This window comes from Paeniglutamicibacter sp. NPDC091659, from assembly GCF_044756805.1.
GTDB lineage: Bacteria > Actinomycetota > Actinomycetes > Actinomycetales > Micrococcaceae > Paeniglutamicibacter.
This window is the reverse complement of record NZ_JBIVTO010000004.1, coordinates 274,061-289,227: the sequence shown is the minus strand read 5'-3', so window position 1 is coordinate 289,227 and position 15,167 is coordinate 274,061. Positions and strand designations below refer to the sequence as shown.

Sequence of the window (15,167 nt, the reverse complement as noted above, 5' to 3'; positions counted from 1 at the left end):
GACTAGCACCCATCCCCCAAGCAGTGGCAACCCGGAATGCGGGCATTTTATGTGTGATCCAAGGAGAAACAGTTCCATGCAAAGCCTCAAGGCAATAGATTCTTGGCCCTCGGCCCATGCCGCGGCGGCTGTCGTGGCCAAAGACGGATCATTGCTCGGATCCCACGGCGACCTGACTCGCATGTTTGCCCTTGCGTCCGTAACCAAGCTGCTCAGCTCCTATGCCTTCTTGGTCGCCGTGGAGGAAGGCGCTTTCGAGCTTGACACCCCTGCAGGGCCCGAGGGTTCCACCGTCAAGCATCTCTTGTCCCACACCTCGGGGTACGACTTTGCCGAAAAAACGGTTCGGTTTGCTCCCGGTACCAGGCGCCTGTACTCGAACGTCGGTTTTGACGTTTTGGCAGAAACACTGGAAGCCGCAACAGGGATGAGCTTCGCGGAGTACCTCTCGGAGGCCGTCTTGCAGCCCTTGGGCATGGCTTCGACCAGCGTGGAAGGAAGCGCGGCGGCCGATGGTGTTTCCACGGCGGACGACTTGGTGAAATTTGCCACGGAACTGCAGACTCCGACGCTACTGGCCCCGGAAACGCATTTTCAGGCCACCCACGTGGTGTACCCGGGACTGGCGGGAATCCTTCCCGGCTATGGCCGGCAAAAGGACAACACCTGGGGGCTAGGTATGGAGATCCGCTCGGAGAAATCGCCGCATTGGACTGGTTCCCTGAACTCCCCCGAAACTTTCGGCCATTTCGGGCAAGCCGGAACGTTCCTCTGGGTGGACCCCTTGTTGGGAACGGCGTGCGTCACGTTGACTGACAAGCCGTTTGGGCCGTGGGCCGTTGAAGCGTGGGCTCCATTCAACGACCAGATTGTCGCCGAACTTCGAGCCCGCTAACCAGCTTCTGGATGAGCGGGCTAACTGATTTGGCGCGGCTTGCGTTGGCAACGGGGGCAGGTGTAGGACGACCGGCCCATGAAGGGGTCGCGTCGAATCACCGTAAGTATCCCCGTTGCTTCGCAACGGTGGCAGGGTTCCCCTTCGCGCCCGTAGGCGTTTAGGGATCGGTCAAAGTACCCCGAGGCGCCGTTGACGTTTACATAAAGCGCGTCGAAGCTGGTTCCACCGGCGTCAAGCGCACGGCCCATGACATCCACGAGGGCCGCATATAGGCGTTGCACGTCTGGTCGTCGAATTGTTGCAGTTGAACGCAGGCCGTGCAGTTTGGCCGCCCACAGCGCCTCATCAGCGTAGATGTTGCCAACGCCAGAAATGACTTCTTGGTCAAGGATTGCCCGTTTGAGCTGCGTATTGCGCTTGCGCAACGCCAGATACAGACTTTCCGGCGTCGAGGCCAAGTCGAGTACGTCCCGGGCGATGTGCGCTGCTGCCTCGGGAATCCAGTCGATGTCGGATCCCAAGCCACCGGGCAGATGGTCCGTGGTGGGAACCAACGGCGAGAGGAACATTCCGCCAAAGATCCTTTGGTCGATGAAACGCAGCTCCCGCGGTTTGGTTGCATCCGGAGTGAGGCTCAACCGTACTTTCAGGTGTTTCTCATCCGGTTCGACCGCTTCTTCCACCAGGAGTTGGCCGCTCATGCCGAGATGTCCGACCAGTGCGGTCGGCATGGACGGACCGTCAAGGAGCATCCACAGGAACTTCCCGCGGCGGACGGCGGCGCTGATGGTTGTCCCAGTCAGTTTCTGCTCGAAGTCGGTGGGGCCCTCGTGGTGTCGTCGAATCGAGCGACGATCCAAGACCTGGACCGATTCGACGCTGCGGTCCACAACCCAGTCGACCAGACCACGCCGAACCACCTCGACTTCAGGTAGTTCGGGCATGGTTATTTGGCCTTGCTATTTTCCGGCTGAACCATTTTCCAGGAAATCGCTGCCGATTCCTGCTCGGCTTCCTTCTTGGAGGGTCCTTTGCCCTCACCGTACGGTTTCCCGCCGATGTGGAGTACGGCAACATAGGAACGCGCGTGGTCGGGTCCGGAACCGGTAACGCGGTACTCGATTGCTCCGAGCTTCCGGGCAGCTGCGATCTCTTGGATGGCTGTTTTCCAGTCGGTACCGGCACCCAGGACCTCAACGTCCTGGAGCAATGGACCGATATGGCGCATAACCATTTGGCGCGCTTCTTCGATGCCATGGTTAAGGAACGTCGCGCCAATCAGTGATTCCATGGTGTCGGCAAGGATCGATGATTTGTCCTTGCCATTCGTGAGTTTTTCACCCTGTCCAAGCAAGATGAATTCGCCTACGCCGAGCGAGCGGGCAATGCCGGCGAGGGCGCGGGTGCTCACGACTGCTGAACGACGTTTAGCCAGATCGCCCTCGGGCAAATCCGGATAGTTGTTATACAGATGATCGGTCACGGCAAAGCCGAGCACCGAGTCACCCAAAAATTCGAGCCGTTCGTTGGTGGGAATTCCACCATGTTCGTAGGCATATGAGCGATGTGTGAGGGCAAGACGAAGCGTCTCGGGGTCAATAGTGACCCCGAGACGCTTCAAAAGCTCTTCTGTTGAAGGCATCAGACAGACTTACGCGTCTGCGACCTTGCGACCCTTGTATTCAAGGAACAGCTCGGTGCCTGCGGAATCCGTTACAACCTTGGCCTGGTGCGGCAGGCTGTAGGTGACGCGGCCGTTTTCAACGGTCTTCACCAGGGTAGGCGCGGTGGCCTTCCACTGGGCGCGACGGGCGCGAGTATTCGAGCGGGACATCTTCCTCTTAGGAACAGCCACGGCTACTTCTCTTCTCTCTCGACTGAATGTGTACTCTGTGTCGCGTCCTCTGCGACGATGTCGGTCAGCCCGGCAAGCGCTGCCCAACGAGGATCCAAGACCTCATGGTGATGCGCAGGATCCTCATTCAGGCTTTTTCCACATTCGGAGCAAAGCCCTGCACAGTCTTCCCGGCACACCGGTTGGAATGGCAGCGCGGTCACCACTGCATTCCGGAGCACAGGTTCGAGATCAATACGATCATCTACAACCTGGTACTGGTCCAACTCTTCATCTTCGTCGAACTCGTGTAAGCCCTCGTAGTAGAAAAGTTCTTGTATGTCGGCATCTAAGTCATACGCGATGGCTTCCAAGCACCGGCCACATTCACCGCTGATTTCAACGGTTGCTGTACCGGACACCAGAATGCCCTCGTGCACGGCTTCGAATCTCAGATCCAGATCAATTTCTGATCCTTCACGAACACCGATGAGTGCAACACCCACTTCCGCGGGTGCAACGACCACCTCTTCAAGGGTCGTCATGTTTCCCGGGCTGCGCCCGAGATCCTTGGTTAGAAAAACCAAGGGCGAACTGCGATCGATGTCGTGTGACGACGAACGATCTGAACGCTTTTCGCTGATAATGACTCCTGTAGAACATAGACGGACATTACATCTTAGCCCGATCAAGGATGAGAACCCAAACGGGAAAAGCGTCGGGCGGGTCAAGTGTCGTGCACCTCACGCCCAATCTGCTTCAGTGATCGCCGCAAATGAACGTCTAAGCTAATATGCATGCGCCCCGTAACAAAGTTCAAGTCAGCACTGAAGCCGATCAAGGCCCGCCTCATGTCTGAGCTTGCGACACCCTACGCGCGAAAAGCTCTTGCCTCTCTGGAACGCCAAAGCCAACCCACGCCTTTTGCAGTGGTCTTTTCCGATGGCCCCACCGGCCTTTACCAGCTCGAACAATGGCTGTCGCCGCTAGAAACACTGTCACGGCGCATCGGACCGGTCGCGTTGATCGTCAGCAACGCGCAGACGGCTCTCAAGCTACGCGCCCTGACTAATTTGCTGATCCACTTGGAATCCTCGGCATCGAAGGTAGGAACATTTGTCGAGCAGCAGGCCGTTCAAGTCATTTTCTATGTCAACAACAACCAAGCAAACTTCACTACATTGCGGATCAACGGCCCTGCGCACGTGCACCTAAGTCATGGAGAGAGCGAAAAATCCTCCATGACATCCAATCAACTCAAGGCCTACGATTTTGCGTTTATTGCCGGCCAGGCCTCACAGGACCGAATTATCTCCACGTTGCGCCGTTTCGACGCAGCGAAGCTCATCCAAGTTGGGCGTCCCCAGCTGGATTTGGCTGTTCCTGCCCCGTCGTCGCCTTCAAGTACTTCAAAGGCAATTCCCCTGCTCTATGCCCCGACGTGGGAGGGCGATAGCCCCTCAATGGCTTACAGCTCACTGACAAACCAGGGCCGGGAACTCTGCGAAGTTGTGCTTGCAGATCACAGGTTCCAACTCATCTACCGCCCGCATCCCAAGCTAGGTTCCCATTCCAGTGCGCACAGGGACGCAGACCGGCACATTCGAGCCCTCATCCGCAAAGCGGCGTCAAACAATCAGATACACGGGCCCCAAATTGAACTGCAAGGGGATCCCATCGGGTCAATCGCCGCGGCCAGCGTGGTGGTCACAGACATTTCGGCGATGTCGATGGACTCCATCGGCCTCAACAAGCCAACAGTGATTCTGCTCCCGAAGCCGGCATCGGGCGCTTCCACTGCCGGGCTAGCCATGCTCGACAATGTCACAACATGGCAGGTGCTTCCCGAACGGGCGCTTGATGAGCTGGCCGAACTGGCGACAACGCCCTTGTCGGAGCGCCAGCGCGAGTTCCGCGAGTACGTCTTCGGCGCCGACGCCCTCGGCCCGGCCACAGACAGATTTGTGGCTGCAGCTGCAGGCCTATTAGAGGGCTGAATGGGGATTTCGTAGCGTCAATCACACGCCCTCCCGAACATTTGGGCTTCACATTGCCAGATATGCTGTATGGATGGCCAATCGAATTGCTGAAGTGACACTGCCAGACGGCGACTATTACATGATCACCATGCAAATAGCCGACTCTTTTGGCGGTTTGACTGCTGCAATGCTTGAACGCGCCAAAGTCTTCGGTGAAGTTGCAGGGGTTCCAACAACTATTCTCACGGTTGATGCCCGTCCCAGCTACGACGACGTTCGTTCAAAGATGATCCGTGAAGGCAGGATCACCCCGCGCGTGAAGATCGTGAACCTTTTCGAAGACCTCCGCTCACGGAAGCTTGCAGCCAACGCCCCAGCGCTGAGCATAGGCGAGGGGACCTCGATCCCTTGGTCAATGGATGCCGCGGGCAAGCCTTTCAGCCATACGAAACTCGATCCTAGGGCCAAGCAGCCTGGAACCATCTCCTATACGTTCCCCGACGGTACTCTCTTCATGCGCGAGGACCGCACCTACAATGACGCAGGCAAGCGCTTGGCACGAACCTTCACGAGGTATACCGAATCCGGGGAAACCACATATGCGGATGCCGGGGAACTGTACAGGGCTTGGTTCGATGAGATTCGCGGCGATCGACCAAGCTACCTCATCGTGGATTCCAAGTATTCAGCCACACATTTTGCCCACTACGAACGCAATGACACCTACAAGTTCCACGTCTTGCATGGCTACCACTCCGTTGGGGCCGGCCACGCCATCACGGCGCCGTTGACACCGCAGCGAAAACCGGTATTGACGAAACAAGAACGTTGGGATGGCATCATTGCGTTGACAGAACGCAACAAGGAGGACCTCGAGACGAGGTTCGGGACGACAAACAATCGATTTGTCGTCTCCAACATCGTGACTCGCGTGGAAAAGTTGCCCCCGTTTCGCCATCGCGACCACAAACGCGGGGTCATGGTCGCGAGGTTAAGTCCGGTCAAGGACATTCCCTTGGCCATGCGCATCATGAAACGGGTTCAGGCAAAGGATCCGCGCGTGACGCTGGACGTCTATGGCGGTGGTCCTGATCACCAGAAACTTCTTGCACTGCGAACGAAACTGGGATTGGACGACATTGTCACGTTCCATGGCGCCGTTCCCGGCGCAGCCAAACACTTCGATACTGCCGCCTTCACCTTGCTTACCAGTGAAAGTGAAATGCAACCCTTGGTCCTGATGGAGGCCATGGGACGCGGCTGCCCCCCGGTTGCGCACGACATCCGCTACGGCCCACGCGACCTGATCAAGGACGGACGCACTGGGTTCATCGTGGAACCCCAGGATGAAACCGGTGCAGCACAAAAGGTGTTGGCCATCACCAGCAATCGCTTCCTGGCAAAAAAGTTGTCCCGACGGGCTTGGCGCGCCGCCGACAACTTCGGTGAACGGGCGGCGCTCGTTCAATGGGCCGGCGCAATTGCCACGGCCACGGCCAACAGGTCCCAGCGCATCCTGCCCGGGAACTTGTCCGTGGGTCCGGCATATCTTGCCCTACAGGGACTCAATTTACGGCTGGAACTGGCAATAGAGACGACTCTTCTGGTCGGGTCGGTCGATGATCTTGAGTATTCGCTGGTGTGGATGAACCGCAGCAGCGGAAGCCAGCAAAGCATCAAGGCAGAACGCCAGGGTGACACAATACGGGTTTCCAATGCATTCCCGGTAGGGCTGGATCCATTTGAAAACAATGAACCGTTCGATGCATATCTTCAGGTTTCCGGCCACAATCTCTCGCGCCGCATACGAGTTCCCATCGACGTGGACCATGCGGAAATACAGTTCAACAGCCGGACCAGCTACCGCACGGTGAATGGCTACTGGAGCATGCGCAAATAGAGGCGTTCCGGCGCAGAGCGCAGGTTCCCGCCGGAACGTTTACCTCCTCACAGAGACACCGTATGGCCCCTGGAACGAAACAATAGCCAGGGGAAGAACATCAAGCAGTTTAGGATATCGACCACATTGTCTAGCCCTTTGGTGACAGCGCCAGCCGCACGTGCACAAATACTTTTCCGACTCAGGTCCATCGTTGCCGTCGTGGTCCTCGTGGCCCTTCTCGGCATCACAACTTATAGCGGGATTCGACATGCCGACAATGATTTGTGGAAATGGTTGCTGCTGACCTCATGGCTCGCCCTCTGTGGATTGATCTTCCTGGTGCCCAAAGCCTCCCTAACTCCGGGCCTCGCAAAATTCACCCCCGTACGGGTCGGGTTCCTCACTATTGTGGGCATCTTGGTCGCTGCAAAGGCCGACTCCGTCGACGAGATCGCGCTCGTGGCACTTGCAATCCTTGCCGGAATGGTGGCCATTGTGGGTGAGCAGGTGCTTCGCCGCATTGGACTTGGCGGCGGACCTTCGGTCTTGAACATGCCAGGTGTCACGGCTCCTCCTCGAGTTCTGCGCATGAACAAAACGATTGCGCTGGGCCAGCTGTTCTATCTGGGCGTGGGCGCGGCAACCGGAGTGATGGGCCTCTCCAGTGTGTGGTGGCTGCTGTCAGGTGTTCTTGTGGTTTCGCTGACAGCGGTTCGGGCGCTGAGCGTTGTGCGCAGACGCCGCGCCAACATGCGCACTGAGCGCAAGATCAACACATTGGTGGCCGACTACGCCCCCGAGTTTGCCATCTATACCGCGCGCCCCGATGATGCCTCATACCAGGTGGCCATGTGGCTGCCCTATTTGCAGCGGACCGGCAAGAAGTTCATCATCATCACGCGGGCCGAGGTCCCTTCCCAGGCTCTGGCCGAGATTACGGATGCGCCCATCATCATGCGCAAACGCCTTGCCGGGCTCGATGATCTCATCGTTCCTTCACTCAGCACCGTCTTCTACGTCAATGCCTCCTCCGGCAACGGTGCCATGGTCCGCTACAACCAGTTGACGCACGTCTATTTGGGGCACGGCGACTCGGACAAGGCGCCCTCCTACAACCCAACGCATGCCATGTACGACCGAATCTATGCGGCCGGGAAGGCCGCAACGCGCCGTTACGCCGACCATGGCGTGATCATCGACCAGGACAAGTTCGACATTGTCGGTCGCCCTCAGCTTGAATCGGTCACGGTGGCAGGGCAGGGTGTTCCCGCAAACCCGACGGTTCTCTACGCGCCGACCTGGCGAGGGCACGTGGAAGAAACGTTCCTGCACTCCATCCCCGTGGCCAAGGGCATAGTCAGCTCCCTGCTCAGTGGCGGCAGCAGGGTAATCTTCCGCCCGCATCCCTTCAGCTACCACTACCCCGAGGACGCTGCGATCATCGCCGAAGTCCAGGAGTTGTTGCGCGCCGACGCTGCCACGAGCGGCAAGAACCACCTCTGGGGAGCTGCCGCGGAATTGGAACTAGACATCATCGGCTGCATGAATGCATCCGATGCCATGATCTCCGATGTCTCCAGCGTCGTTTCCGACTACCTGTACTCGGGCAAACCATTCGCCATGGTTGCGGTCAACGTTCCGGTGGCGGACTTCAGCACCGAATACCCGATTGCGCGTGCAGCCTACGTTTTTGACGCTTCGCTTTCGGCTTTGGATGATGTCCTTGACACCATGTTGGGAACCGATCCCATGTATGGGCAGCGCCAGGATCTGCGCGTCGACTACCTGGGTGATTTCCCGCGCGAAGAATACGCCGAAGCATTCATCGGCCAGGCCCGGCTCACCATTGAACAGGGCTCGCACCTGGCGGCAAACATCGAATTCGATGCCGACGAAGCTTCGGCCGAACCTTCAGTCGATTCATCCGAAACTGAATCGGAAGGCGATGCCCCGGTGGAAGCCGACGGCTCGACGGTTCCTGAAGTTGGCAAAGCGGCCGCCCCACGTGCGGGCCAGGACGCCAACGCCATGACTGCGAACGCGCCGCGAGGGCGCGTCAGGAATGCATTCCTGGGTTTGATCAAGCAGATACTTCCCAACGTTTTCGCGGCTCTTGCCTTGACTGCTGCAGCTGTAACTGACTTCCGCAGCCTCTGGTTCTTGGCACCCGCCGTACTTGCAATCGCGTTCTTCTTGTATGCCAATCGCCGGGGCTGGCGCAGCAAGCCGGCAATGAACCGTGCCCTCGGGGCCATGGCGCCGGCACGTGCGACCATTGCCGCAACGCTGGCAGTGGAACTCTTGGCGGCGTCCCACGACGTATCCGCAGCCGTTGGCGCGGGCCTGGTGTTTCTCGCAATTTCGTTGGAAGGCCAGGTCGCTGCCGCGTGGAAGGCCGACGGCCTTCAATCCATGAATCTTCCGGGGACCGAGAAGGCAAGACCCCTGCCCTTCTCCCGCGGATGGGCAGGTATGCTAAGCGCGCTGGTTCTGCTGGCGATGCTGATCCTCAGCTACTTGGTTCCCGCTGCCGACACGGTACTGGCCGTGCTGGGCGCCGTATCCTTCGCCGTGACCGCCTACGTCCTGATTGCAGGACTGCGCCGCCGTTACATCAATTTGGTTCTCGAATCGAAGTTGCCCGAGCTGCTGGCCGATGTGGCACCGCGCTTCTGCGTGTATTTCGGTTCGAACGTTGGCGTCTCCTACCAGCTAGGCATGTGGGTTCCATATCTTGACCGCATCGGGTTGCCCTACATTGTGGTGACCCGCGATCTCAAGATGATGCGGGCCGCCGCCAAGGTCACTGATGCACCGGTCATCTACCGCAAATCCCTGGGTTCATTGGAAGCGGTTCTGGTGCCAGGTCTAACCACGGCCTTCTATGTCAACAACGCTGTCAAGAACACGCATCTGATCGAGCGCCGAGAACTGCACCACATTTGGCTCAACCATGGTGATTCGGAAAAACCGGCCTGCTTCAACCCCGTGCACGCTATTTATGATGAAATCTTTGCCGCGGGACAAGCCGGCATTGACCGGTACGAGCGCCATGGTGTTCATATCCCCGTGGAAAAATTCACCGTGGTTGGACGCCCCCAGGTTGAAGAGATCCAACAATCCACAAGTACCGAGCCAGCGCGTACGGTCCTCTATGCGCCAACCTGGCGCGGACCGTATGCGGACTCCGCAGTCTATTCGCTACCCAAGGGCGAGGAAATCGTGGCTGGGCTTCTGGAGCGAGGCTGCACAGTGGTTTTCCGGGCGCACCCGTTCAACTACAACTTCCCCGATGCCGTGCAGATGATCCGCAACGTTATTGAACTGCTGAAGGCCGACGCGTCAGTCTCAGGTCGTGAACATGTCTATGGAGCTGCAGCGGAAACACAAATGTCCTTCGTCGAGTGCTTCAATGCCTGTGATGCCATGATTTCCGACGTGTCGGCGATGGTCTCGGATTTCCTGTATTCAACAAAGCCTTTTGCCGTGGTAGCGGTGCAAACCGACGAAGCCGGCCTGCACCAGAGCATGCCGGCGACCGCCAGCGGCTATGTTCTGCAGGAATCTCTAGGGAACTACCCGGAGGTCTTGGATTGCCTGTTGGAAACTGATCCGCTGGCGTCGCTTCGCTCAGGGGTCAAGGACTACTACTTGGGCAGCTTCCCGGCTGAAAGTTATGTCGAAGGATTCCTCGGGACCGCACGCCAGAGAATTCTGGCCCGCCCTGGAGTCCCAGCCTCATGAAAACCCTTCGAAATGCGGTGAAAGCCGTGGCGCTTGGGCTGCTCTTCGCGCTGCCCTTTGCAGCAGCACAAGCTCTCGTTTTCTGGCACTTGGACGGCAGCCTGTTCCAAAGCATCTTGGTTTTCATATGCTGGTTCATGGCGGTGTCGCCGTTGCCAGGATTGCGTGTCCTCGCGTCCTTCCCGGGATACCCACGTTCCTATGGACTTGGGCTTCCGCAACGGCCAACTGTCAAGAAGAAATCGCGCCATTTCACGATGGCCGTGGGAGTATTCTGCATGCTCGGAACCACCGCGCTCTTCGTTGGCACCATCGCTGTAGCCAATCTCTGGGCAGCAGCCATTGCCGCCCTTACCACCATGTTGTTCGGGTTCCGGGTGCTGGGGTGGCTACGTGCGATTCCCAGGCTTCAATCCGATCTGGGGAACTCTATCAGCCAGCTGAAACCCGAGAGTATTATCTACACCGGCCGAAGTGACGGCGGCCCGTACCAAATCCTCCAATGGTTGCCTACGATCCAAAAGTCAACCAAGAATGTTCTCATCGTGACGCGGCATGCGAGCGCGGCCGCATATTTGGCCAAGGCGCTACCGGTCGGAACTCCAATTATTTCTTGTCCCAAGAATGCAGACCTGGATCATGTCATGCATTCAGGGGCTCGCATAGTCTTTTACGTTAACTCCGTGAGCAGCAATTCCACGGTGGTCAATTACAGGTCGCTCCATCACGTTTATCTGGGTCATGGAGACTCCGACAAGGAAATCTCGGCGCACCCGGTGCATCGCATGTATGACTCGGTATTTGTCTCGGGGCAGGCCGCACTTGATCGCTACGTTGCACAGAATATCCCCCTCGATAAAGGGCAAGCTGCCATCGTAGGCCGCCCGCAACTTGCCGACATCGTGCCAACGACCGGACACGGCCCAATCACCACCATCATGTATGCGCCTACGTGGTCGGGCTACAACAAGGCCAGCTCTTTGAGCTCATTGGATCGTGCCCTGCCATTTGTCCAGGATTGCCTGAATCGTGGAATGCGCGTGATTTTCCGCCCGCACCCTTTTAGCTTGACACGTGCTCCTGATCAGGGCCTTGTAACCGAAATCGACAGGCTCCTGGAGACAGCAGGTGCCAAGCACATGCAATCGTCCGAAGCTTCGAACGAGTCACTGCACGTTCTTTTCAACCAGTCTGATGCGTTGCTGACCGATATTTCCAGCATGATTGTCGAATTCTTGCCCACGCAAAAGCCGGTCACGGTCTTGGTGGATGCGAATGATATCGACAGGTATCACGATGAGTATCCGAGTACACGGGCAACCTATCTAGCTACGTCGCCCGATTCCTTGGTCTGGCACCAAATGCTGGATACGGATCCGATGGCTGCTCGAAGGACATCGGAGGCCACCCGTTACGTTGCCGACATTTCCGGTGAACGGTTCGCCGGCGCAGTCGACGACATATTGTGTCGCACTCCCCCTGTGGACGGCTAAATCCGGCTTACAAAATTAGGCATCGAGAAGCAAGAAACATAAAGCCTTGCGGATCGCAGTCAAGCCAGACATCAAAATTTTCTACTTTTCCGATAATTGGAGAATCAATGAAGAACCAATCGCCAGGTTCAATCCTGCAAGTTCAGCTCGGCCGCCTGTACGCACGAGCCGGCAAATGGGAACACGCCGAACGGTTTTTTCAACGTGCCATAGGCCAATCACCTAGTGCAGAGTCGCACTACTACCTTGGAAATGCTCAATTCCAACTTGGCAAGTTCCCCGAAGCCCTGGCATCGACGGAGCATGCTGTCTCGCTCGATCCTTCCGTGCCTGCGTGGCTTTTGCGGCTGGGTGCTTTGAATGAACGCAACGGTCAACCATTGCGTGCTTTGCTTGTCTACGAAACCGCCTTGGAGTTGGCACCAGCCAACGGCGATTTGAAGAAACGTATTGCCAAGCTGCGAAAGCGTACGGGATCAATCGCTCATTCGTCAGCGACTTCGCTGGCTATGCCACTCGCCACCTCAAATCCCTACGATGGCTTCTCCGCGGAAGCACAACGCATCCTAAGGTCCGGTTCGCTGGCTGCACGCTTGGAATTCTTCGCCCACTCCACTGAAGCAAACCGACAAGGTTCAAACTGGCTTTTCCACCACGGTGTGGCTTTGCTGGAGAACGGGACACCTGCGGAAGCCGTCGCGAAGTTCTCCGCAGCACTGGCCATGAGCTCCCATGACGTTGCGATCGCCCATTACCTAACTCTCGCCAACCACCTTGCCGGAAATCACGAAGCGGTCCGCTCTGTTGCTCGGGAAACGGTTGATCCAACCAATCGAGACGAAGACAATTTTGGTGCAGCAACGTACTTCGCCGATCTTGGTCAGTGGGAGAATGCGGCCAGCTTGTTCGACGCGTTCGCTTCAGTTTGGCCCGAGCAGCCTCGATTGCGTTTCATGCAAGGCATCGCGAATATGCGCATCAACAACTGGGCCACTGCACAGGAAGCCTTTGGCGCATCATTGCGTCGTGACCCGAGTTCAGCAGAGCACTTCTATCTCCTCGGACTCAGTCTCGAACGACAAAAGGACTTCAAGGGCGCATCGGAAGCCTACGATGCGGCCAATACACTTTCAATTACCGCGAACCCCCAGTGGATCTACCGGCACGCATACACGTTGCATATGCTTGGAAACTCCTCCGGAGCCATCGCCGCTTTCCTGAAGGCACACCCCGAGATTTCCGGCGAATTGGAGACGTTTGGTGATCGTGCCGCCTCACCCGTCGTCGACGGCCTAGCAGCTGACATTCTGCAGGACAACCTTTCGATTCTGCTGGAACGTCATGACCCCAACGAACTTTTCAAGGCCGGCGTTCGCCTATTAGCCTTGGGGCTGAGCGGTTCCGCAATCACGGCGTTGAGCGCCGCAACCCGCCAAGATCCCGCACAGAATCCGCAATGGTACTTCCACCTGGCGTTGGCCTACCTTTCATCCGGTGACGAAGCTCTGGCAATGGAGTCATTCCTCAGCACCGAAGTGCAGCGCAATGCCTACGATCAAGGCTCTCATTCCTACTTCAGCAAGAAATTGCAGCAAGAATCCATCGAGTACGTTCACTACTCGGAGTCGTTGGCACTGGACGACGTCGTCTTGTTCGAAAGCTACCACGGCAGCAAGATTGACTGTAATCCTGCTGCGATCTATCGAAGCGTCCGGTCGGATCCACGGTACGGACATCTTCGCTTCGCCTGGGTGGTTACGGGGAAGACGCGAGTTCCCGAGGATGTCATGCTGGATAGCAACGTCAGTTTGGTGACACGCGGCTCGCGGCTTTATCGACGATACCTGGCCTCGGCCAAGTACTTGGTTTCCAATGTTTCCTTCCCGAACTACTTTGTGCGCAGGGACGGCCAGGAATATCTGAACACCTGGCATGGCACACCGTTGAAGGCATTGGGCAAAGACATTGTTGCCGGCTTTATGGAACACGGAAACGTCAGCCGCAATCTCCTGCAGAGCACCCATCTTTTGGCGCCGAACCAACACACGCAAGACAGCCTGATCATTCGGTACGAGGCTGAAGGCCTGTTCACCGGGAAAGCCGCGCGCTTGGGCACTCCGCGCATCGACCGCATGATGAATCAAAGTTCATCGGACCGCGCAGCGATACTCAAGCGCCTGGGATTGTCCGACGATGGAAAGAAAATCGTCTTTTACGCGCCAACATGGCGTGGAACGACCGGGAACCGTAGTTTTGATGCGTCTCGACTTGTTGACGACCTTCATGAACTTTCCCAGCACGACTATCACATTGTCTTCCGCGCCCATCACCTCGCCGAGACGGCGCTCAAGAATGTCCAGCTCACGGCGACCATGGTTCCTGCCGACATAGATACCTATGACGTCCTGGCCCTGACAGACGTACTGATCACCGACTACTCGAGTATCTTCTTCGATTTCCTGCCCATGCGCCGGCCCATCGTCTTCTATGCCTACGACTTGGCTGAGTATGCTGCCGAGCGCGGGCTGTACTTCGACATGGCCCACATGCCTGGCGAGATCGCCATGACCATCGGCGAACTTGTTTCAGCCATCGAACTCGGCATCGATTCAGGAATCCAAGATGAATCCAAGCATGAAGAAGCGATCAAGGAATTTGCTCCCGCGGAAGACGGCACAGCGGCCCACAAAGCCGTTGATTTCTTCTTCGGTAAAAACGATGAACACGTGGTCGGTTTGCCCGCCGATGATCGCGACATCATTCTCATCCGCCATGATTTCGAACCCGGCCCCATCTCCGAACGACTATGCACATTGATCGGCACCATCGATGAGGCCGCCTACCGAATTGCGGTAACCTTCGACAGGGCTGCCCTGATCAACAATCCTGCACGCAGGGCCGTTCTGGAGTCGCTACCTGCACACGTCCAGCGAGTCATGCGCGCAGGATCCCATGTCGTGTCATTGGAGGAACGCTGGCTGCTTGACCAGTATGGCTCGCAGACGACTCTCTCCACCGCAGAACAGCATGACATCGTGGAGGCTTCATTCGCTCGCGAGTCGCGGAGAATTCTTGGTAATGCGCAAATCGCTTTTGCATTGTCGGTTTCGCAAGATCCTACGAGCTCCGCGCTGGTCGGCTCCGGACTCCCTGAAAATACCCAACGTTTTGTGCTGCTCACGGACGTGTCGGAAGGCAACGAGGGTGCGGGGCTCCAAAGGAATGGTTCCGTAGCCGCCAGACGAGGGCAAAAGGGCGTAACTACGATTTCACGCCTTGAAGATTTCCCCGGATTCCACCAGAACTAAACCATACAAAGCCGCGGGGCCTGGAGTAA

The 15,167-nt window shown here is 57.4% G+C and carries 10 protein-coding genes; 6 read left to right on the top strand and 4 right to left on the bottom strand.

Annotation, left to right across the window (positions count from 1 at the left end):
- The first annotated feature begins 76 nt into the window (after positions 1–76).
- A complete protein-coding gene (locus tag ACIQLF_RS10310; RefSeq protein ID WP_400297671.1) occupies positions 77–895 on the top strand; it encodes a serine hydrolase domain-containing protein in 819 nt (272 codons plus the stop codon).
- Between the two features lie 20 nt (positions 896–915).
- On the opposite strand, the gene mutM is transcribed toward ACIQLF_RS10310, so the two are convergent.
- The 4 genes from mutM to ACIQLF_RS10290 are packed head-to-tail and all read right to left on the bottom strand — an operon-like array spanning position 916 to position 3,319.
- Positions 916–1,842 (bottom strand): bifunctional DNA-formamidopyrimidine glycosylase/DNA-(apurinic or apyrimidinic site) lyase, encoded by a 927-nt coding sequence (gene mutM / locus ACIQLF_RS10305; protein ID WP_400297668.1) that lies wholly within the window; start codon positions 1,840–1,842, stop codon positions 916–918.
- Positions 1,843–1,844: 2 nt separating this feature from the next.
- Positions 1,845–2,540, bottom strand: a complete 696-nt coding sequence (gene rnc, locus ACIQLF_RS10300; protein ID WP_400297666.1) for a ribonuclease III — start codon at positions 2,538–2,540, stop codon at positions 1,845–1,847.
- Positions 2,541–2,549: 9 nt separating this feature from the next.
- Complete coding sequence (gene rpmF, locus ACIQLF_RS10295; RefSeq protein WP_387523435.1) at positions 2,550–2,753, bottom strand: 50S ribosomal protein L32; 204 nt, start codon at positions 2,751–2,753, stop codon at positions 2,550–2,552.
- Positions 2,754–2,755: 2 nt separating this feature from the next.
- Complete coding sequence (locus tag ACIQLF_RS10290; protein ID WP_400297663.1) at positions 2,756–3,319, bottom strand: YceD family protein; 564 nt, start codon at positions 3,317–3,319, stop codon at positions 2,756–2,758.
- A 210-nt stretch (positions 3,320–3,529) separates the two neighbouring features.
- Here ACIQLF_RS10290 and ACIQLF_RS10285 point away from each other — a divergent pair, with 210 nt between their 5' ends.
- From ACIQLF_RS10285 to ACIQLF_RS10265, 5 genes are all read left to right on the top strand, one after another.
- Positions 3,530–4,729, top strand: a complete 1,200-nt coding sequence (locus ACIQLF_RS10285; protein ID WP_400297660.1) for a CDP-glycerol glycerophosphotransferase family protein — start codon at positions 3,530–3,532, stop codon at positions 4,727–4,729.
- A 73-nt stretch (positions 4,730–4,802) separates the two neighbouring features.
- A complete protein-coding gene (locus tag ACIQLF_RS10280; protein ID WP_400297658.1) occupies positions 4,803–6,611 on the top strand; it encodes a glycosyltransferase in 1,809 nt (602 codons plus the stop codon).
- Positions 6,612–7,010: 399 nt separating this feature from the next.
- Entirely contained in the window at positions 7,011–10,337 is a 3,327-nt protein-coding gene (locus ACIQLF_RS10275; protein ID WP_400297655.1) for a CDP-glycerol glycerophosphotransferase family protein, read from the top strand.
- Positions 10,334–11,830 (top strand): CDP-glycerol glycerophosphotransferase family protein, encoded by a 1,497-nt coding sequence (locus ACIQLF_RS10270; protein ID WP_400297652.1) that lies wholly within the window; start codon positions 10,334–10,336, stop codon positions 11,828–11,830. The genes ACIQLF_RS10275 and ACIQLF_RS10270 overlap by 4 nt, the downstream gene beginning before the upstream one ends.
- A gap of 107 nt (positions 11,831–11,937) precedes the next feature.
- Positions 11,938–15,138 (top strand): CDP-glycerol glycerophosphotransferase family protein, encoded by a 3,201-nt coding sequence (locus ACIQLF_RS10265; RefSeq protein ID WP_400297649.1) that lies wholly within the window; start codon positions 11,938–11,940, stop codon positions 15,136–15,138.
- Positions 15,139–15,167: the final 29 nt, after the last annotated feature.